The organism is Faecalibacterium sp. AF10-46, assembly GCF_003604105.1.
In the GTDB taxonomy this organism is placed as follows: Bacteria; Bacillota; Clostridia; order Oscillospirales; family Ruminococcaceae; genus Faecalibacterium; species Faecalibacterium taiwanense.
In genome coordinates, this window is the sequence record NZ_QVGY01000001.1 from 60947 (window position 1) to 80259 (window position 19313).

The 19313-nt window shown below is 55.0% G+C and carries 18 protein-coding genes, 1 tRNA gene and 1 pseudogene; 16 read left to right on the forward strand and 4 right to left on the reverse strand.

The window, feature by feature from the left end; translation table 11 throughout:
* Window positions 1-37 precede the first annotated feature (37 nt).
* A tRNA-Pro gene (locus DWV57_RS00300) sits at window positions 38-115 on the forward strand.
* A 134-nt stretch (window positions 116-249) separates the two neighbouring features.
* Here the strand turns inward: DWV57_RS00300 and DWV57_RS00305 are convergent.
* Window positions 250-672: a site-specific integrase gene (locus tag DWV57_RS00305; protein WP_243089071.1), complete on the reverse strand. Its 423-nt coding sequence runs from the start codon at window positions 670-672 to the stop codon at window positions 250-252.
* Window positions 673-678: 6 nt separating this feature from the next.
* Here DWV57_RS00305 and DWV57_RS14710 point away from each other — a divergent pair.
* Window positions 679-792, forward strand: a pseudogene (locus DWV57_RS14710) (DUF6061 family protein); the annotation flags it as partial.
* 77 nt (window positions 793-869) lie between these two features.
* On the opposite strand, the gene DWV57_RS00310 reads toward DWV57_RS14710, so the two are convergent.
* Window positions 870-1979 carry an aminoglycoside phosphotransferase family protein gene (locus tag DWV57_RS00310; protein ID WP_118528229.1) on the reverse strand — a complete coding sequence of 370 codons (1110 nt, stop codon included), beginning with the start codon at window positions 1977-1979 and terminating at the stop codon, window positions 870-872.
* A gap of 18 nt (window positions 1980-1997) precedes the next feature.
* Window positions 1998-2864 (reverse strand): AraC family transcriptional regulator, encoded by an 867-nt coding sequence (locus DWV57_RS00315; protein WP_097778323.1) that lies wholly within the window; start codon window positions 2862-2864, stop codon window positions 1998-2000.
* Window positions 2865-3281: 417 nt separating this feature from the next.
* Between DWV57_RS00315 and DWV57_RS00320 the strand changes: the two genes are divergently transcribed.
* From DWV57_RS00320 to DWV57_RS00360, 9 genes are all read left to right on the forward strand, one after another.
* Window positions 3282-4652 (forward strand): carbohydrate ABC transporter substrate-binding protein, encoded by a 1371-nt coding sequence (locus tag DWV57_RS00320; RefSeq protein ID WP_120019598.1) that lies wholly within the window; start codon window positions 3282-3284, stop codon window positions 4650-4652.
* A 111-nt stretch (window positions 4653-4763) separates the two neighbouring features.
* The gene (locus DWV57_RS00325) at window positions 4764-5648 is read left to right on the forward strand and encodes a sugar ABC transporter permease (RefSeq protein ID WP_097778321.1); all 885 of its coding nucleotides are present in this window, start codon (window positions 4764-4766) and stop codon (window positions 5646-5648) included.
* Window positions 5649-5659: 11 nt separating this feature from the next.
* Window positions 5660-6556 carry a carbohydrate ABC transporter permease gene (locus DWV57_RS00330; RefSeq protein ID WP_097778320.1) on the forward strand — a complete coding sequence of 299 codons (897 nt, stop codon included), beginning with the start codon at window positions 5660-5662 and terminating at the stop codon, window positions 6554-6556.
* A gap of 11 nt (window positions 6557-6567) precedes the next feature.
* A complete protein-coding gene (locus tag DWV57_RS00335) occupies window positions 6568-6759 on the forward strand; it encodes a hypothetical protein (protein ID WP_097778319.1) in 192 nt (63 codons plus the stop codon).
* An 18-nt stretch (window positions 6760-6777) separates the two neighbouring features.
* Window positions 6778-8937: a 1,3-beta-galactosyl-N-acetylhexosamine phosphorylase gene (gnpA, locus tag DWV57_RS00340; protein ID WP_120019599.1), complete on the forward strand. Its 2160-nt coding sequence runs from the start codon at window positions 6778-6780 to the stop codon at window positions 8935-8937.
* A 56-nt stretch (window positions 8938-8993) separates the two neighbouring features.
* Window positions 8994-9272, forward strand: a complete 279-nt coding sequence (locus DWV57_RS14905; protein ID WP_256372186.1) for a type I restriction enzyme endonuclease domain-containing protein — start codon at window positions 8994-8996, stop codon at window positions 9270-9272.
* A complete protein-coding gene (locus DWV57_RS00350) occupies window positions 9253-9426 on the forward strand; it encodes a hypothetical protein (RefSeq protein WP_242959392.1) in 174 nt (57 codons plus the stop codon). The genes DWV57_RS14905 and DWV57_RS00350 overlap by 20 nt, the downstream gene beginning before the upstream one ends.
* A 35-nt stretch (window positions 9427-9461) precedes the next feature.
* Window positions 9462-9671, forward strand: coding sequence for a hypothetical protein (locus DWV57_RS00355; protein WP_243112271.1), 210 nt, complete (start codon window positions 9462-9464; stop codon window positions 9669-9671).
* Between the two features lie 483 nt (window positions 9672-10154).
* Window positions 10155-11174, forward strand: coding sequence for a hypothetical protein (locus DWV57_RS00360; RefSeq protein WP_243112272.1), 1020 nt, complete (start codon window positions 10155-10157; stop codon window positions 11172-11174).
* Window positions 11175-11253: 79 nt separating this feature from the next.
* On the opposite strand, the gene DWV57_RS00365 is transcribed toward DWV57_RS00360, so the two are convergent.
* Window positions 11254-12204: an RluA family pseudouridine synthase gene (locus tag DWV57_RS00365; RefSeq protein WP_120019600.1), complete on the reverse strand. Its 951-nt coding sequence runs from the start codon at window positions 12202-12204 to the stop codon at window positions 11254-11256.
* Between the two features lie 104 nt (window positions 12205-12308).
* Here DWV57_RS00365 and DWV57_RS00370 point away from each other — a divergent pair, with 104 nt between their 5' ends.
* From DWV57_RS00370 to DWV57_RS00395, 5 genes are all read left to right on the forward strand, one after another.
* On the forward strand, window positions 12309-13025 hold the full coding sequence (locus DWV57_RS00370; RefSeq protein WP_118528223.1) for a hypothetical protein: 717 nt from the start codon (window positions 12309-12311) through the stop codon (window positions 13023-13025).
* Window positions 13026-13449: 424 nt separating this feature from the next.
* On the forward strand, window positions 13450-16113 hold the full coding sequence (gene alaS / locus DWV57_RS00380) for an alanine--tRNA ligase (RefSeq protein ID WP_118528219.1): 2664 nt from the start codon (window positions 13450-13452) through the stop codon (window positions 16111-16113).
* Between the two features lie 145 nt (window positions 16114-16258).
* On the forward strand, window positions 16259-16591 hold the full coding sequence (locus tag DWV57_RS00385; protein ID WP_005946271.1) for a histidine triad nucleotide-binding protein: 333 nt from the start codon (window positions 16259-16261) through the stop codon (window positions 16589-16591).
* A 26-nt stretch (window positions 16592-16617) separates the two neighbouring features.
* A complete protein-coding gene (locus DWV57_RS00390) occupies window positions 16618-17157 on the forward strand; it encodes a phosphoribosyltransferase family protein (protein WP_005946272.1) in 540 nt (179 codons plus the stop codon).
* A gap of 90 nt (window positions 17158-17247) precedes the next feature.
* Window positions 17248-19275, forward strand: coding sequence for a ComEC/Rec2 family competence protein (locus tag DWV57_RS00395; protein ID WP_243112273.1), 2028 nt, complete (start codon window positions 17248-17250; stop codon window positions 19273-19275).
* Window positions 19276-19313 lie beyond the last annotated feature (38 nt).

Genomic DNA, 19313 nt, shown 5'->3' on the forward strand with positions numbered 1-19313 from the left:
ACTAATTAAGCTGTGAGCGATAACCGTTTGCAGATATCCGGGTGTAGCGCAGTTTTGGTAGCGCGCTTGAATGGGGTTCAAGAGGCCGTGAGTTCGATTCTCGCCACTCGGACCATAAATCCAACGATTTCACGTTAGAAATCGTTGGATTTTTTTGTTTGTAGGCTGACCTCATTTGGTTTTGACCACAATTTTGACCACAATGCCAACGATTTTATCTGGTCTAATTAGTGCCGTTCCGTCCAATTTTCAGGCCGAAAACGCCTCGCTGAACAACTGGATCGCACTCTGCCGAATGGATTCCTGAACATGGAGATAATGCTCAGTCATCTCGGTGTCGGCGTGGCCTACGATGCTCTGGATGGTCTGAATATCCACGCCCAACGCCTGCATCTGCGACACATAGGTGTGGCGGCAGCTGTGCGGTGTGAGCAAGCGGACATCGCCCGCTTCTTCCAGAGATTTGCGGAACACATCCCGGAAATGGGTGGGGTTGCAGGGCAAGCCGGTCTTGGGGCTTTCCCAGATGAACTGGTCGGTGGTATCCCGCAGCTTGATGGCACACGGACGGACATTCAGCGGCACCGGAATATCCCGGATACTGTCTTTGGATTTCGGACTGCCGATGCTGACCGTACCTTTTACGACCTTTACGATGCAAGAGCTTGTCATTTCAATATGGACACCGGCTGCGTGGAGCTGCTACTCCGGGATGGCAGAAAAATCTCTATTGACTGCACCGGGGTCGAGGATGCGCTGGACGTGACCATGGCGCAGAGGCCGGAGTTGGACTAAAAAGAAGCATGGACGCCCCCGAAAAGGAGAGCGTCCATGCTTCTTGCTGTATCCGAATGGAGGAGATTGCGAAATCAGTGATTGTCCGGGCAGACGATTTCCAGCATCTGATCGAATACATCTTCCATCTGTCGTACCAGCGTGAACTGGGTGCGGGCACGGTCGAGGTTGTGGTTCGGGCGGGCAATATGGAAATAATGGTCGCCCTCCAGATAGTCGGTCAGGAAACGGATGCCGCATTCCAACGTCATGAGTTTGGCACCCCAAGCAAGACTCCTTTTTTCAGCTGTGTGCATGGTGGAGCCAGCAGTGGAAAGATAGCCTTTGGCAAACACTTCATACAGATGCAGGTCAAAGTGGACTCTGCTCTGGTCGGGTTCGTCCTCGGCGCAGTCGTTGGCACCGGTGCGGATGGAATCACCGAAATCATAAGCCGACAGACCCGGCATCACGGTGTCGAGGTCAATGACACAGATGCCTTTGCCAGTGGCTTCATCGAGCAGAACATTGTTGATTTTGGTATCATTATGGGTGACACGCAGCGGGATCTCACCAGCGGCCAGCTGATCCAGCAGAACGTGGCAGTCCTTTTCCCGTGCATGGATAAAAGCAATCTCCGGCGCAATGGTTTTGGCTCGACCCAGTGCATCGGCTGCAAGAGCTTTTTCAAAGTTTGCGTAACGGTTGGGCGTATCGTGAAAACGGGCAATGGTTTCGTGGAGGGTGGAAGCAGGATAATCGGCCAGCTGGTTCTGGAACTTGCCCAGTGTTTCTGCCACAGTGCGGAAGTCTGCCTCACAACCGACCTGTTGCAGACAGACGGTATTCTCTACAAAATCATAAGCTCTCCATGCATTGCCTTCCGTGTCGATATAGTAGGATGCACCGGACAGAGTGGGAATGACGTTCAGGCATTCCCGGCCAGGATCGCCGCCCTCTGCCTGAATCTTTGCCCGTAAATGCCGGGTCACGCCACAGATGTTTTCCATCAGTCCTGCTGGATCGGTGAATGTATCGGTGTTGATGCGCTGTAAGATAAAGCGTTTGGTATGATCTGCCCGCCAGACCACAAAGGTGTCATTGATGTGGCCCTCACCATAGTGGTGTGGATCGCAGACCATCGGCCCACCAAAATCAAAGGCGGATGCAGCGGCGCAGAGAATGGGTTCGGTGACAGGTTTCATTTGAAGTTCCTCGTTTCTTTATCTTTCATGCCGTTTTGCCGGGGCAGGGCGTTGTCCCTGCCGTACCTGACGGCGGTATTCGTTGGGAGTCAGCCCCTCCGCTTTGCGGAAGCACTGGGAAAAATAGCTGGGGGACGAAAAGCCCATCAGTTCGCTGATCTGGGCCAAGCTGTAACCTGTATTGCCCAGCATATATTTGCTTTCCTCAATGCGGCGGCGATTCAGATAGGTGATGGGAGAGATGCCGTACTCCTTTTGAAAGGTGTGGGCCAGATAATATTTGTTGATGTGTGCGATCTCTGCCAGACGGTCAAGTGAGATGTCCTCTCGGAAGTTGCTGTCCAGATATCGCTTGATCTCTACACACTCCCGGCTGTCAGACTGTGGCGTTTCTTCCACCTGCAAAGAGAGCGTTGTGCAGCGTACCAGCCAGATCAGCAGCACCTCCAGCAAGTCCTGACAGACGGTTTCGCAGCCATCCAGACTGCGGTCGGCTTCGGCAAGCAGCATATGCAGCAGAGTGACCATCCGTTCCCGGTTTTCACGGCAGTTGAAGATAGCATAAGAAGATTCAGCCTTGCCGAATAAGATCTCAATGCCAGCCACACCCAGAACGATATATTCAAGCGGTGAAGCGTTCAGACTCAATTCCGTGTGCTCCACCTGTGGATTGACGATGACCATATCATCCGGCTTGACCGGGTACAGCTGCCCGCTTAGGTAGAACTGTCCTTCTCCGCTCAGGCAATAGAACAGCTCCGTGCAGGAATGGGTGTGAGCCGTGCTGTTCCAGTCGCCGCCGAATTTGCTTTTGCTGATGTACAGCAAGCGAAAGGACTCACGGGGAGCGGGAGCATGACGGATATCAAAGCGTTCGGTGCTCATAACAGGCTCCTTTACAGCGAAACGCAATAAACATAAAAATAAAAACAAGAGACTAAAAATATAATCGCAAAAACCGATGCGTTGAATCGTGCGTTTTTCTCATTATAGGGGCAAAGAAGAAAAAATGCAAGCCCTGATTTTGGACAGGATAAATATTTTTGATGCCATTAAAGAATAAAAATATGTCAAACTGGTTACAAACGGGAAGAATGTACCAAAACAGACGGGACGAATTTAGCGCTTTTGCTGAAAGAAATTTCTAAAAAGCAAGATTTATAAAAAACGAAACAACAAACATCTTGTTGCAAAGGGTAAAAACCTCTATATTGAAATCAATAAATCACACGACCCTCTCGGACAAAACCTGTTTGTCCCGGTTGTGGTTTTGAACGGAATCTTTATGATGGAGGATACACTATGAAACGCATTTCTCGTCGCAATTTCCTGAAAGCGGCTGGCGTGGGTGCCGCTGCACTGGGACTGGCCGCCTGCGGCAGTTCTTCCAGCTCTACCGGTTCCAGCACGACTTCTTCGGCTGCTGCCTCTGCCACGCCTGCGGAGGATGTGACCATCAAAGTCGCTGCCATTGAGACCGCTTACGGCTCCGAGATGTGGCAGAAAGTCACCGAAGCCTTTACCGCCCAGACGGGCATCAAGGTTGAACTGACCACCGACAAGAACCTGGAAGATGTCATCGGCCCCTCCATGCAGGGCGGCGATTACCCGGATGTGATCCATCTGGCTACCGGTCGTGAAGCTGCTCTGACCGAGCAGTTCATCAAGGGCAATCTGATCGCTGACATCACCGATGTGCTGAGCATGACGGTTCCCGGTGAGAGCAAGAAAGTCAGCGAGAAGATCGCCGGCGGCTTTACCGATACTTCTCTTACCAACCCTTACGGCGATGGCAAGACCTATCTGGCTCCCATGTTCTACAGCCCCTGCGGTCTGTTCTACAACGCAGGGTTCCTGAAAGAAAAAGGCTGGGATGTGCCCACCACATGGGATGAAATGTGGGAACTGGGTGACAAGGCGGCTGCGGAGGGTACCTACCTGTTCACTTACCCCACCACCGGCTACTTTGATGCATTCTTCTATGCGCTGATGTATGCAGCAGGCGGCCCCGACTTCTTCAACAAGGCGACCCATTATGAAGAAGGCATCTGGGACACTGCCGAAGCACAGACCTGCTTTGACATCGTGACCAAACTGGCCTCCTACACCAACCCCATCACTCCGGCACAGGCGAACGATCAGGACTTTACCCAGAATCAGCAGCTGGTGCTGGATAACAAGGCTCTGTTCATGCCCAACGGTACATGGATCGTGGGCGAAATGGGCGAAGCTCCCCGCGCGGATGGCTTCGAGTGGGGCATGACTGCTCTGCCTGCAGTCAAGGCTGGCGGCGATCAGTACAGCTATACATGGTTTGAGCAGGCATGGATTCCGGCAGGTGCGGAGCATCTGGATGCTGCCAAGCAGTTTGTAGCCTACCTGTACAGCGACGAAGCCTGCAAGCTGTTTGCCGAAAGCGGCGCGATCCAGCCTGTGCTGGGGATTGCCGATGATTTGGACGGCGACAACAAGATGTTCTACTCCATCTACGACAACGGCGCAAAGGCAGCTATGGGCAACTTTGCTTCCTTCACCGCTATCCCCGGTGTGGAAGTCCGCACGGTGTTCTTTGACCCTGTCAACTCTCTGGTTTCCGGCAGCACGACGGAACAGCAGTGGATCGATGGCATCAAGTCCGCCAGCGACCAGATGCGCGCCAACATCATCGAGTAAGAACGAAGCTGCATCCGAAAACAGCTTCCAAGGCCCTGCCCAGCGGAGGCGGTTTTGACCGCCTCCGCTTTTTTGGGTTTCTGGATTCCAGTAGAAAGGAACGGTTTGTCTATGAAATCTGACAAAAGCCGCAAACGGTTCGTGTTCCTCTGTGTGGCACCGGCCACCATCCTGTTTTTCATTTTTATGATTTTGCCAACCCTCAATGTGTTCCGCATGAGCCTGTATGAGCGTGGAGCCTACTCGCCAAACGAAACCTTTGTCGGGCTGAGAAATTTTCAGCATCTGCTGAAGGACACCCAGTTCATCCGCTCCATGCAGAACATGATCCTGCTGGTGGTGGTCGTTACCATCATCACCTTTGCGTTTGCACTGGTGTTTGCAGCCATCCTGACCCGCGAAAAAATCAAGGGGCAGAATTTCTTCCGCATCATTTTCTACATCCCGAACATCCTGTCTGTGGTCGTCATCTCCGGTATCTTCTCTGCCATCTATAAGCCGGAGAATGGTATGCTGAACAGCATCATCGGGCTGTTCCGGGATATGACTGACCCTATCCTCTGGAAAGGCGAAAAGCTGGTCATTCCGTCCATCATCATTGCAATGGTCTGGCAGGCTGTGGGCTACTATATGGTGATGTATATGGCTTCCATGTCCTCGGTGCCTGCCAGCTTGTACGAGAGCGCCAATCTGGACGGAGCGGGCCGTCTGACCCAGTTCTTCCAGATCACGATTCCGCTGGTCTGGACGAACATCCGTACCACCCTGACCTTCTTTATCATTTCCACCATCAATATGGCGTTCCTGTTCGTCAAGGCGATGACCAGCGGCGGGCCGAACGGTGCCTCGGATGTGGCCCTGAACTATATGTACAGCCAGAAAGATGCAGGTCTGTACGGTTACAGCATGGCAATCGGTGTGGTTATCTTCCTGTTCTCGTTCGCCTTGTCCGCCTGTGTCAATCGTGCCACCAGCCGGGAACCGCTGGAGTTTTAAGGAGGAAAAACATGAAGAAAACGGAAGAAAAATCCTCCCGTTCGGCGGAGGGCCTGTACAAATTTTTCATCTATTTTGTACTGATCCTGCTGGCTGTGACGATTATTGTGCCGGTGGCATGGGTGTTTATGGCATCCATCAAGCAGAACTCAGAGTTCTACGGCAATCCGTGGGCACTGCCTGCCGGATTCTACTGGCAGAACTTCGTCAATGCGTGGAATGGAGCCAAGATGGGCGAATATATGCTCAACTCCGTTCTGGTCACAGCGCTGGCTCTAGTGCTGTTGCTGGTGATTGCGCTGCCGGCAGCTTACTGCCTGTCCCGTTTCCGGTTCAAGGGCTGCAAGCTGCTGAACACGCTGTTTATGGCAGGTCTGTTCATCAATGTCAACTATATCGTAGTTCCCATCTTCCTGATGCTGCGTGACGGTGATGTGTGGCTGAAAAACCATATTGGCAGCGGCTTTTTGCTGAACAACCTGTTCGTTCTGGCGGTCGTGTATGCAGCTACGGCACTGCCCTTTACCATCTATCTGCTGTCAGGCTATTTTGCCACTTTGCCCCACGACTTTGAAGAAGCAGCCTACATCGACGGTGCCAGCTATTTCTCTGCAATGACCCGTATCATTTTCCCAATGGCGAAGCCGTCTATCATCACCATTATTCTGTTCAACTTCCTGTCTTTCTGGAATGAGTACATCATCTCCATGACCCTTATGAGTTCCACCAGCGCACCCCGTACTCTGCCGGTGGGTCTGCTGAATCTGATGCAGGCCCAGCAGAGTGCTGCGCAGTACGGCACCATGTACGCAGGTCTTGTGCTGGTGATGCTGCCTACTCTGATTTTGTACATCTGTGTGCAGAAGCAGCTGACGCAGGGCATGACGGTGGGCGGCTTGAAAGGATAAGGTAACAAAACATGAAAACATTCTGGAAAACGCATCCTGCCCTGCGCATCGTGCTGATGATCGTGCTGTTTGTGCTGTCCATTGCATTGGTTGTGGCAGGCTGGAAAATGACTGGACAGCTGGCAGGGCTGGGCATCATGCTTGTGGGTGTGGCACTGCTGCTGGCGGTACTGGCCATTTACAACGCAACCTATCAGGATTGAGGATAAGAGAGGAAAACTATGGAAGATAAGTGCAAGACCGGGCGTGTTACCATTCCGACTGACCTGGATGTGGTGCCCGAAACGTTGGAGATTCTGAAAAAGTGGGGTGCAGATGCCATCCGTGACTGTGATGGTACGGATTTTCCGCAGGAACTGAAAAATGCCGATGCAAAGATCTATTCCACCTATTATACCACGCGCAAGGATAACGCATGGGCCAAAGCAAACCCGGACGAAGTGCAGCAGTGCTACATTATGACGGGTTTCTACACTGCCCCCGGCGAGACCGTGACCATCCCTCTGATGAAAGGCATCAGCCCGGAGCTGATGAAAGTGAACGATCACGATGACATCACCCGCTGGTGGGAGGTCATGGATCGCTCCACGGGTCAGCCTGTGCCGCCAGAACAATGGAGCTATGCGGATGGCAGCGTGACCGTGCAGGCGGTGCCGTTCCATGAGTATACCGTGAGTTTCCTTGCCTACCTCATCTGGGATCCGGTGCATATGTACAATGCCACCACCAACGGCTGGACGAATTTCGAGCATCAGATCACATTTGATGTGCGCCAGCCGAAAACCCACAAATATTCCATGGAGCGTCTGCGGAAATTCATTGAAGAGCATCCGTATGTGAACGTCATCCGCTATACCACATTCTTCCATCAGTTCACCCTGATCTTCGATGAACTCAAGCGGGAAAAATTCGTGGACTGGTATGGCTATTCTGCTTCCGTCAGCCCCTATATCCTCAATCAGTTTGAGCAGGAAGTAGGTTACAAGTTCCGCCCGGAGTATATCATCGACCAGGGCTACTACAACAACCAGTATCGTGTGCCCAGCAAGGAATACCGTGATTTTCAGGCGTTCCAGCGGCGCGAAGTAGCAAAACTGGCCAAAGAAATGGTGGACATCACGCACGAGTGCGGCTGCGAGGCGATGATGTTCCTCGGCGACCACTGGATCGGCACCGAGCCTTTTATGCCGGAGTTCAAGACCATCGGGCTGGATGCCGTGGTGGGCAGCGTGGGCAATGGCTCCACGCTGCGTCTGATCTCCGACATCGAGGGCGTGAAGTACACGGAAGGACGCTTTCTGCCTTACTTCTTCCCGGACACTTTCCATGAGGGCGGCGACCCGGTGCGGGAAGCCAAGGAAAACTGGGTCACAGCCCGCCGCGCTATCCTGCGCAAGCCCATCGACCGCATCGGCTATGGCGGCTATCTGAAACTGGCCTTGCAGTTCCCGGAGTTCGTGGATTATGTAGAGAGCGTCTGCAAGGAGTTCCGCGAACTGTACGAGAATATCAAGGGCACTACGCCTTACTGCGTCAAACGGGTGGCTGTGCTGAACTGCTGGGGTAAAATGCGGGCATGGGGCTGTCATATGGTGCATCATGCCCTCTACTACAAGCAGAATTACAGCTATTCGGGCGTGATTGAAATGCTTTCTGGCGCACCGTTTGATGTGAAGTTTATCAGCTTTGAGGATATCAAGAACGATCCGAAGCTGCTGGAAACGGTGGATGTCATCATCAATGTAGGCGATGCCGACACCGCCCACACTGGCGGTATCTGGTGGGAAGACCCGGAAATCTCCTCCGCCATTCGCCGGTTCGTCTGGAACGGTGGCGGCTTCATCGGTGTTGGAGAACCGTCCGGTCATCCATATCAGGGTCATATCCTCCAGATGGCCAGTGTTCTGGGCGTGGAGGAAGAAAATGGCTTTACCCTGAACTACGACAAGTACAACTGGGAAGAGCATCCAAATCATTTCATCTTGCAGGATGCTGACAAACCCATCGACTTCGGTGAGGGAAAGAAGAACATTTATGCCCTGGAAGGCACGGAAGTGCTGGTGCAGCGGAATAAGGAAGTGCAGATGGCGGCGCATGATTTCGGCAAGGGACGTGCCGTATACATCAGCGGTGTACCGTATAGTTTTGCCAACAGCCGCACCCTTTACCGAGCCATCTTGTGGAGTGCCCACAGCGAGGATGAACTGCACACTTGGTTCAGTTCCAACTACAATGTGGAAGTCCATGCTTATGTCAAAAATGGCAAGTATTGCGTTGTGAACAACACGTACGAGCCGCAGGACACCACCGTTTACACCACAGACGGCAGCAGCTTTGCTCTGCATCTGGATGCCAACGAGATCAAGTGGTATGAGATCTAAGTTCTCCTTTTCATAAACGAACACAACGGGCTGCTCTGTTACCAGAGCCGCCCGTTGTGTTTTCTGTATCTGCCGATAACTCAACCTGTGTCAATCGAACGCTGCAATGGAGATGGCTGGGAACGCAGAAATTCAGTAATGCGAGCGTAATAGACCTGCAGAAAAAAGAAACCGCTCGTGCCAGTATGCGGAAGATGGTGAAGCACCTCTTGAAAAAGTATAAGTATCCATCGGAAGATTATGATACGGCAATCAGCACGGTCATTGTCGAGATTTTTATATCCGTTATCAGGAGTATGTGGAGAGGTGGAGACCATGCGAAAGCTGACATTTGAAGGTTTTTTGAAGCAGTATGTGGCAGAGCTTTCCGGGGTTCAGACGGCAAGCGCCCATAAGCTGGCAGATCATATGGCTGAAAATCCCCGCCTGAAAGAACCGCTGTTCCTCTATGCGCTGGCCTTTGATAAAGTGGATTGGTTACTTCGCTAGACGACTTGGAAAAGCTGACTGATGCGGTGAATGGCATGAACACCAACATCATGCTGACGATTCAGCAACTCGAAAACACAAACAAGAGCCTTGAAATTGTAACGGCTCAAAACAAAAAACAGGACGACCGCCTGACCGCGCTGGAAAAAGCCCCCGGAACATTTGGGAACAAACTTTGGTGGGCTGTAATTGCGGCGTTGGTTTCCGGCCTTGTGGCCTATGAACTGACGATGATTCTGCACTGAAATGAAAACCCCCCGCTGGCAATCCGAGAGGAAAGCTGGCGGGGGATTTTTTATTTGCGGAATGGTTACAAAAATATTACAGTTTACGCAGACCGGCGACCATCGGCGGCGCGGTAGGGTTCAAAAAGCAAAAAATACTTTGGCGCAGCATAAATGCGAAAGTTCGTCTGTTGATGCGTCAGGTGGACCAAAAGCTCCACAGACGAATTTGTTCGTTTGTGGAGCTTTTTTGTTTGCCCACAGCGTGGTCAGAAAATGAAAAAAGAATGCAAAATGCGGTGTGCTTGAAAAATGTCAGGACGGGATTTTTGTAAAAAATGTAGAATATCTTGCCGGAAACTGTGCATTCTCTCCAACAAAAACTGCCCAAACGTGTTGATATTGAGAAAAAAGCTTCACAAACGTTTACAAAAAGGTAACAGGTTGGTATACTTTATGGTGGTAAACGTAACAAACCATGGAAGCTGAAAGGAGAACCTACCCGTGAATACCGCTGCACCGTCCCGTAAAAAACTGCTGAGCCTTGTGCTGACACTGGTGTTTATGCTCACCTGCCTGCCGGCTGCCTTGGCGGTTGATCTGAATGTGGACGCAGGCTTCTACTTCAAGCAGAGCCGCGGCGGCACCTGCACGCTGGCATCCGCAGCCATGATGCTGCGCCGCCGTGCTTATTTTGATGGCCTGACCGACTGGTCCACTGTGACCGAGAACAGTGTCCGCTCCACAGCATGGTCCAACGGGCTTTCCCACAGCTTTACATATAAGGAGATGCAGGTGGGCTACGGCACACTGCCCTCCCGCAAACAGGAAAAAGTGCAGACCCTGATCACTCTGCTTTCGCAGCACCCGGAGGGCATCGTGCTGTATGACCGCGGCCAGCCCCATGCAGTGCTGCTCACCGACTACACCAACGGCACCTTCTATTGCTCCGATCCGGCAGGCAACATCTCTTCCGGACGCATCCCGCTGGAAAACTCCAGCGTTTCGGTCAATAGGTCCTCCTGCTACTGGTATGTGGCATCAGATCACAACTTCATTGCTGCAGAGGCTGACGGCCTGCGTCTGGAAGGCATGAGCTACCCCATCAATGTCCGTGCGGGCAAGGGCATGGCGCTGACCGGCACTGCAAATGCTGCGCTGGGCACCACCCTGACCAATGTGCAGGTGGCAGTGCTGGACGAGAACGACCAGACGGTGTTCACTGCACAGGCAGCACCCAATACGGCGATCTTCTCCTTCAAGTCGCTGGACAGCTCCATCCGCTTTGGTGAACTGCCCGCAGGCAATTACACCTACATGGTGGTCGTGACCGATTCTCAGGGCGATAACCTCTGCTTTACCAGTGACTTCACGGTTTCGGATGGCTCGGCAAGCAGCGGCGTTTACTGGTCGGTGAAGGATACCGAGGGCACCAAGCTGCTGGACAGCATTCAGGAGGTTCAGGATGCCTTTGCAAATGCAACTGAGTCCACTCTGGGCTGGTTTGGCGGTCTATTCCAGTAAAATCATAAACGACAAAAAAGAAGTCCCGGAATACACTTCCGGGATTTCTTTTTTTGCTGTAATTTGTTGTAAAAAAAGCTTATTTCAGGGTTCCGTCCAGTACCTGACTGTAATACCAGGGCTTTGGTGCGCGGAAGGTCTTGCCGCTGAGAAACTCAAAATCCGGCTGGTTGAAGCGGGGCATGGTGAGTTCCCATGCGCACAGGGCCTGATACTTGAGTTTCAGTTCGCGGTTGGCGGTGTTGTTGCCGTATTTGCTGTCGCCCAGAATGGGACAGCCGATGCTGGCCATGTGTGCGCGGATCTGATGGGTGCGGCCGGTGATCAGCTGCACCTTCAGCAGGGCCAGACGGCCGGAGACGGCGATGGTCTCGTACCGGGTCTCCACTTCCTTGGCACCGGGCTGCTTGTCCTCCACGATCTTCACGATGCCGCGGTCCGCGTCCTTGAGCAGATAGCCGCCCAGAGTGGCATCCGGCGGCATCGGACGGCCGAAGGTGACGCAGAGGTAGGTCTTTTTCACTTCGCGGTTCTTGATGGCTGCAAGGAACAGCTCTTCGGCCTCCGGGGTCTTGGCAACGATGACAAGGCCGCTGGTGCCGGTGTCCAGCCGGTGGCACAGCGCCGGGGTGTACAGGTCGTTCTCCTTGTACTCGCCCTGCTGGTTCAGGTAGAGCAGGGTGCGGTTCAGCAGGGTATCGTCCTCCGGACCATCCACGGCAAGACCGGCAGGCTTGTTCACAACGACGATCTGCGGGCAGTCGTAGACCACCTGTGCCGGGCCGCGGGCGTTCTTCCACGCCGGGCCGTCCACACGCCTGTCCGCATCCAGAACTTCATCCAGAATGAACAGCTTGATCTCGTCACCGGCCATCACGCGGGTGGAAAGCGGCTGCTTTTTGCCGTTCAGCTTGATCTTGTTCTCCCGCAGGGCCTTGTTCAGGCGGCCGGGGGTCAGGGCGGGGTACTGCTGGATTAGATAATTGTCCAGCCGGGTGGGGGCAAGACATTTTACTTTTAAAATTTTCACGGGAAATTCCTCTCTATCTTAAAATCAGTTGCAATAGAATGGGTTCTTGATTCGTTTTTATTGTAGCGGAATAAATCTACCGCGTCAAGAAAGAAGGTATTTTTATGAACCTGAAATATAAGATTCTGGCTGTTCTGGCTGCTGGCATCGCATTGACGGCCTGCGGCGGCTCCGGTGCCCCCGCCAGCGCCCCCGCATCCAGTGTAGTGCCGGCCTCGTCCCATGTGGCAGAAGAAGGCGTTACGGAACCGATCAATCTGCGGACATGGACACTAGATGACCTTGATGACACGCAGACCACCACATTTGTTTCTGCCTCCATTACCTCCGGTGTGCAGAACGGTAAATTGACTGCAAAGGTGTTCGGCTACGACATTTATAAGAAAGAGGAGATTGAAAAGCTTGCTGTCGGCGATAAGATCGCCTTCCATGAAGAGGGTGCGGCGCAGGATCAATGTGTGACAACCGAGGTGAAAAGCATTGAACGGAATGACCAGCACCATCTTGTAAGCATCAACGGCGGCATGGAGCAGCCCGGCGGACTGGACTTGAAGCTGGAGGATGATGACACCTACCGGACGATGACCTTTGACGATTACCCGCTCTATTACGAGATGGGAGAAAAGACGATGCCGCTGGCAGAGGATGTAGTGCTGAAGGACAGTTCTGCCGACCCGCAGGCCGAAGCCGTGGAGACTACGGGTGCGGATGCGGTGGCAGCAGCGATCAATGCAGACCCCGATAACTGGACCACCTATAATACCACGCTGGTGGTGCAGGGCGGCAAGGTGCTGGAGGTGCGCCGCATCTGGGTGCCGTAAATTTTGCTCAAAACCGTTGACAAACGTTTTGCGTATGCTATAATTTAGCTGTACGCAAAGGGGCATTGTGTCTGCTTTGCGGAATGTAAAATTATGACAGATGGCAATGATGGGGTCAGAAATGCACACCGCCGTTCAGAGAGAGCGCTTCCAGCTGCAAGGCGTTCCGGTCGGTTCCATTTTGCGCCGCCCCGGAGCTTCCGGCGACACAAGTCGGACGCAGCGCAGCGTTAACGCGCCGAAAGCGGCAGGGGACACATTTTATCCTTTGCAATTTGGGTGGTACCACGGAGTTTGATGCACAAGCAGCCTTCGTCCCTTTTGGGATGAGGGCTGCTTTTTGTTTTTTCACCGTGCCGCCCCTCTGCCATAACAGCATAAAAACGGCGCCTGAGCGCCAAAGACGATTGAGGAGAGAAAACTTATGCAATGGACCGGTTTGAATGAACTGCGTGAAAAGTACCTGAGCTTCTTTGAGAGCAAGGGCCACCTGCGTCTGGACAGCTTCCCGCTGGTGCCCAAGAACGACCCCAGCCTGCTGCTGATCAACAGCGGCATGGCCCCCATGAAAAAGTGGTTTCTGGCTCAGGAAGAGCCGCCCCGTCACCGCGTGACCACCTGCCAGAAGTGCATCCGCACCCCGGATATCGAGCGTGTTGGCATCACTGCCCGCCACGGCACCTTCTTTGAGATGCTGGGCAACTTCTCCTTCCAGGATTACTTCAAAGAGGAGGTCATTCCTTGGGCATGGGAGTTCCTGACTTCTGACGAGTGGATGGCCATTCCGAAGGACCGCCTGCACATCTCTGTGTACGAAGAGGACGACGAGGCTTACGATATCTGGACCAAGAAGGTGGGCATCGCCCCTGACCACATGGTGCGTCTTGGCAAGGAAGACAACTTCTGGGAGCATGGCTCCGGCCCGTGCGGCCCCTGCTCCGAGATCTACTTTGACCGCGGCCCCGAGTACGGCTGCGGCAAGCCGACCTGCGGCGTGGGCTGCGACTGCGACCGCTATATGGAGATCTGGAATCTGGTGTTCAGCCAGTTCGACGCCGACGGCAAGGGCCACTACGAGCGTCTGGCACGCCCCAACATCGATACCGGCATGGGTCTGGAGCGTCTGGCCTGCGTGATGCAGGGCGTGGGTAATCTGTTTGAGGTCGATACCGTCCAGAGCGTGCTGCATCATGTGGAGCACATCGCCAACAAGACCTACGGCGAGGACGACAAGACCGATATTTCCATCCGCGTCATCACCGACCACATCCGCAGCTGCACCTTCATGGTGTCCGACGGCATCCTGCCCTCCAACGAGGGCCGCGGCTATGTGCTGCGCCGCCTGTTGCGCCGTGCTGCCCGCCATGGCCGTATGCTGGGCATCACTCACCCGTTCCTGGTGGAGCTGGTGGAGACTGTCATCCAGTCCAGCGAGACCGCATACCCTGAGCTGCGCGAGCACGATGCTTATATCAAGAAGGTCATCGGCACCGAGGAGGCAAACTTTGCCCGCACCATTGATGCCGGCATGAACATCCTGAACAACATGATCGACGGTCTGGAAAAGGCACATGAGCATCTGCTGAAGGGTCTGGATGTGTTCAAGCTGAACGATACCTTCGGCTTCCCGCTGGATCTGACCAAGGAGATCGCTGCAGAGCAGGGCATTGAGATCGACGAGGAAGGCTTCCACGCCGAAATGACCAAGCAGAAGGAGCGTGCCCGTGCAGAGCGCCTGAAGAAGAACATCTCCGGCTGGAGCGAGGATCTGTTCGGTGCGCTGGATGCAGAGCCCACCGTCTTTACCGGCTACGAGACCCTGAACGACACCGGTGTTGTGGTCGCCCTGAGCGACGAGGAGACCCTGACCGATGCCATTGCTACCGACGAGAAAGCGAAGGACGGCGTGCTGGTGGTTCTGGATAAGACTCCCTTCTACGCTGAGATGGGCGGTCAGGCTGCGGACCACGGCATGCTGAACAGCGCCGACTGCAGCCTGCGCGTGCTGGATGTGAAGAAGACCCCCAAGGGCTACTACGTCCACACCTGCGTGCTGGAGAGCGGCATCGTGAAGGTGGGCGACCACCTGACCGCTCAGGTGGATAAGGAATACCGCATGGCCATTGCCCGCAACCACACCGCCACCCATCTGCTGCAGGCAGCTCTGCGTGAAGTGCTGGGCGACCACGTCCATCAGGCAGGCTCCTATCAGGATGCAGAGATCACTCACTTCGACTTTACCCACTTCAGCGCTGTCACTCCCGAGGAGCTGGCCCGCGTGCAGAAGATCGTGAACGATAAAATCTACGAGTCCATGAACGTCACCGTCCGGGAAATGCCCATTGAGGAAGCCAAGAAGCTGGGTGCAATGGCTCTGTTCGGCGAAAAGTACGGCAAGGTCGTGCGTGTTGTGGACATCGAGGGTTGGTCTACCGAGTTCTGCGGTGGCACCCACGTGAAGAACACCGCCCAGATCGGCGGCTTCAAGATCGTGAGCGAGGCCTCCGTTGCTGCGGGCATCCGCCGCATCGAGGCTGTCACCGGCCGCAACCTGCTGATCCGTGCAAACCTGCAGGAGGCTATGCTGCATACCGTGGCAAACACCCTGAAGGCCAACAACGTGACCGCTCTGCCCGTCCGTGCCGAGGCCGTGATGGCTGAGAACAAGGCTCTGGCCAAGGAGCTGGAAGAGATCAAGGCACAGGTCGCCGCTTCCAAGGTGACCAGCCTGTTTGACAATGCCGAAGAGATCGGCGGCGTGAAGATCGCTTCCGCATACTTCACCGGCACCACCGGCGACACCCTGCGCGGCATGTGCGATACCATCCGCGACAAGGCTGTGAAGCCCGCTGTGGCGGTTCTGGTGGGCAAGGCTGAGGATAAGATCACCATGGCTGTCACTGTGACCAAACAGGCACAGGAAAAGGGTCTGAAGGCCGGTGCTCTGGTCAAGGAGATCGCTGCCATTGCCGGCGGCAAGGGCGGCGGCAAGCCGGACTTTGCAATGGCCGGCCTGAAGGACGAGACCAAGATCGACGAAGCTCTGGCTGCTGTCGGCGCCATCGTCAAGAAGGCTCTGGGCGAATAAGAAAACGGGTTTGCCCTCTCCGTCAGCGCTGACGCGCTGCCAAAGTTTATGGTTTTGCCAAGGGCTCTCTCTTTGGGAGAGCTGGATGCAAAGCGGCCTGAGAGGGCGGGGACGTTTATAAAATATCAGGAAGGAGTTGTTTCCCATGGAAGATTGTCTGTTTTGTATGATCGCGGAGGGGAAGATCCCCTCCAAGAAGCTGTACGAGGACGAGCAGGTGGTGGCGTTTTACGACATCAACCCGCAAGCCAAGGTGCACTTTCTGGTGGTGCCCAAAAAGCACATTGTCTCTGCCGCTGCGCTGACCGAAGAGGACGGCGCACTGCTGGGCCATATCTTTGCAGTGATCGCAAAGCTGGCTGCGGAGCAGGGCCTGAACAACGGCTACCGCGTCATCTCCAATGTTGGCGAGGACGCAGGCCAGACCGTGAAACATCTGCATTTCCATGTTCTGGGCGGCGAAAAGCTGCCTGTCTGATTCCAATAAAAAGGGAGCGTTGAATTATGGCTGAAACCTATACTCTGCACGTTGCAGGCCTGACCCGTGAGCTGACCATCTGCAAGGTGAATGACCACATGGACATTGCTGCTTTTATCATGCTGGGTGATGCCGAGCTGACCGTGGCTGCTGCCGCTGAACTGCTGAAGAAGTGCCCGGATTTTGATATCCTGCTGACCGCCGAGGCCAAGGGCATCCCTCTGGCACACGAGATGAGCCGCCAGAGCGGCAAGCCCTACGTCTGCGCACGCAAGGGCGAAAAGCTGTATATGACCGACCCCGTGGTGGTGGAGGATCAGTCCATCACCACCGCAGGCAAGCAGAAGCTGGTCATCGACCGCAAGGAGCTGGACAAGATGAGCGGCAAGCGCGTTCTGGTGGTGGACGATGTCATTTCCACCGGCGGTTCGCTCAAGGCTCTGGACGCGCTGGCTGAGCAGACCCAGTGCACCATTGTGGGCCAGGCCGCTGTTCTGGCCGAGGGCGATGCAGCTGAGCGCAAGGATATCATCTTCCTTGAGCCGCTGCCCCTGTTCTTCCACTAAGCTGCAATGCGCCGCCCGCTCTGCGTTTTCTGCGCTGGAATGCTGGGTGTGGAGTTAGTGTGTGCTTTTTTGCCGCAAACGGAGCTTTTTGTGCCGTTTGCGGCATTTTTTGTTGCCGTTTGTCTGGTGCTGTGCATCTTTGATGCTGCCCGCAAAGCAGCGCTCTGCATCCTGCTGGGTGCTGTTGTGGGTATGGCATCGGTGCTGCACACGGCAAACCGGCTGGAGCGCATCCGTGTGCAATATGCAGGCCGTCCGCTGATGCTGACCGCAGAGGTGGAAAGCACGGCGGATTCCTACGATCCCGGTATCGTGGATGCGGTTTTGCATGTAGAGAAAGTGAACGGCAGCGCGGCATCCTTCCGGGTGGAGTGCAGTGCTTTGCCGGAGTGCAAAGCCGGGGAAAGGGTGCAGGGAAGATTTATACTGTCGGCCCCGGCATCCGGAAGCCGGGTCAGCCTGTATGCGGACGGCATCGCTCTGCAGGCGGAAATAGACGAGGACGGGCCGGAGCTTACAGTTCTGGGCGAAAGCGGCAGCTTCCGTGCCCGCACCCACCGCCTGCAGCAAAGGCTCAGTGCGTCGCTGCGCCGCCGTATGGACGGCAAGACCGGCGGTGTGCTGGCTGCCATGACTACCGGCGACCGGAGTTATCTGTCTTCGGCCATGCGCAGCGCCTACCGGGGCGCGGGTCTTGCCCATGTGCTGGTGGTAAGCGGAATGCATGTGTCCATTTTGTGCGGTGATATCCTCAGCACACTCCTGCCCTACGAGTGGGAGCAGAGCTACCGCAGGCGCAGATGCCGGGCGGTATTCCGAAGTCTGCTGGCCTTTTTGCTGATGGGCGTGACCGGCTTCACACCCTCGGTATGCCGCGCCGCAGTGGCGGTCTGGGTCGGTGCACTGGGTGTGTGGCTGTACGGCCCGCCGGATACCCTTACCTCTCTGGCGGTGGCAGGTATCGTTATGACCGCAGGCAACAGCTATGCAGTGTGCGATATCGGCTTTGAACTTTCGTTTGCGGCGGTGGTGGGCACGGTGGCAGGCGGTGTGTGCATCCGCCGCGCCCGGGATGCGTGGTACCGCCACTTCTGGAAGAAAGCAAAGAACCTGGTGAAGCGCCCATGGTATTTCAAACTGCCGGAACGTCTTTGGGGCCTTGCGGAAAGCATTTGCATCTCGTTTTGTGCTTCGGTGGCCACATTCCCGGTGCTGGTGCTGCGCGGGCTGAGTGTGAGCATTTATGCGGTGGCATCCAGTGTGGCGGTGCTGTGGCTCATCCAGCCCATGATGCTGCTGGGTCTTGGCACGGCCTTTGCCGGTCTGGTGCCAGCTCTTGCTCCGTTGTATGGTGTGCTGTCCGCAGCGTCTGCGGCGTTGACCGGCCTGCTCGACCGCTGGGCCGTCTGGATCTCTGCAAAACCGGGCGCGGGCATCTACTTCGATACGGCCTATGCAGCCATCGTGTGTCTGGTGCTGATCCTGTTGGGCTGGCTGGCGTTCCACTGGAGAGTACGGCTGCGGGTGGCAGGGCTATGCATCCTGCTGGCGGCAGCTGTTTCCATCGGGCTGGGCAATGCTCTCAGCCGGGATGTGGTGCACATCGACCTTGTAGGCAGCGCCAACGCGCCGGCAGTGGTCGTCACCCAGAACGATACCGCCGCGGTGCTGTTCCGGGGCGGAGCTTCTGCCCAGAACGCAGTGGAAAACCAGCTTGCCCGACGGGGCGTGCAGACTGTGGAGCTTGTGGCAGACCTGCGTACAAACCCTAAAACGGCCTGTACACTGGAAGCAGAGCGGACACTTCCGGCAGCAGAAATGGCGGTGAACACAGCACAAAAGCTGCGGTGCACACCGGCTCTGGTAGAAATGCTGCGCACCCGGAATGGCTGTCTTGTGCGGCTGACTGTGGGCAACCGGCAGTTTGCTGTGGTCAATGAAACTGTAGAACTGGCAAAACAGGTCACAGTGCAGTGGCTGCTGGCATCCCCTGCAAAGCCAGATGCTGTGCAGTATAAAAATGTTCTGGCCCTGCGCAGCTATGACTGGATGGACAACAGAAAAGAACGGGCGGCATCCATCAGCCTGCGGCGGCGCGGCGGGCTGAAACTGCACTGATGCTTTGCAATCCGGGCCGAGTGTGGTACAATAACATT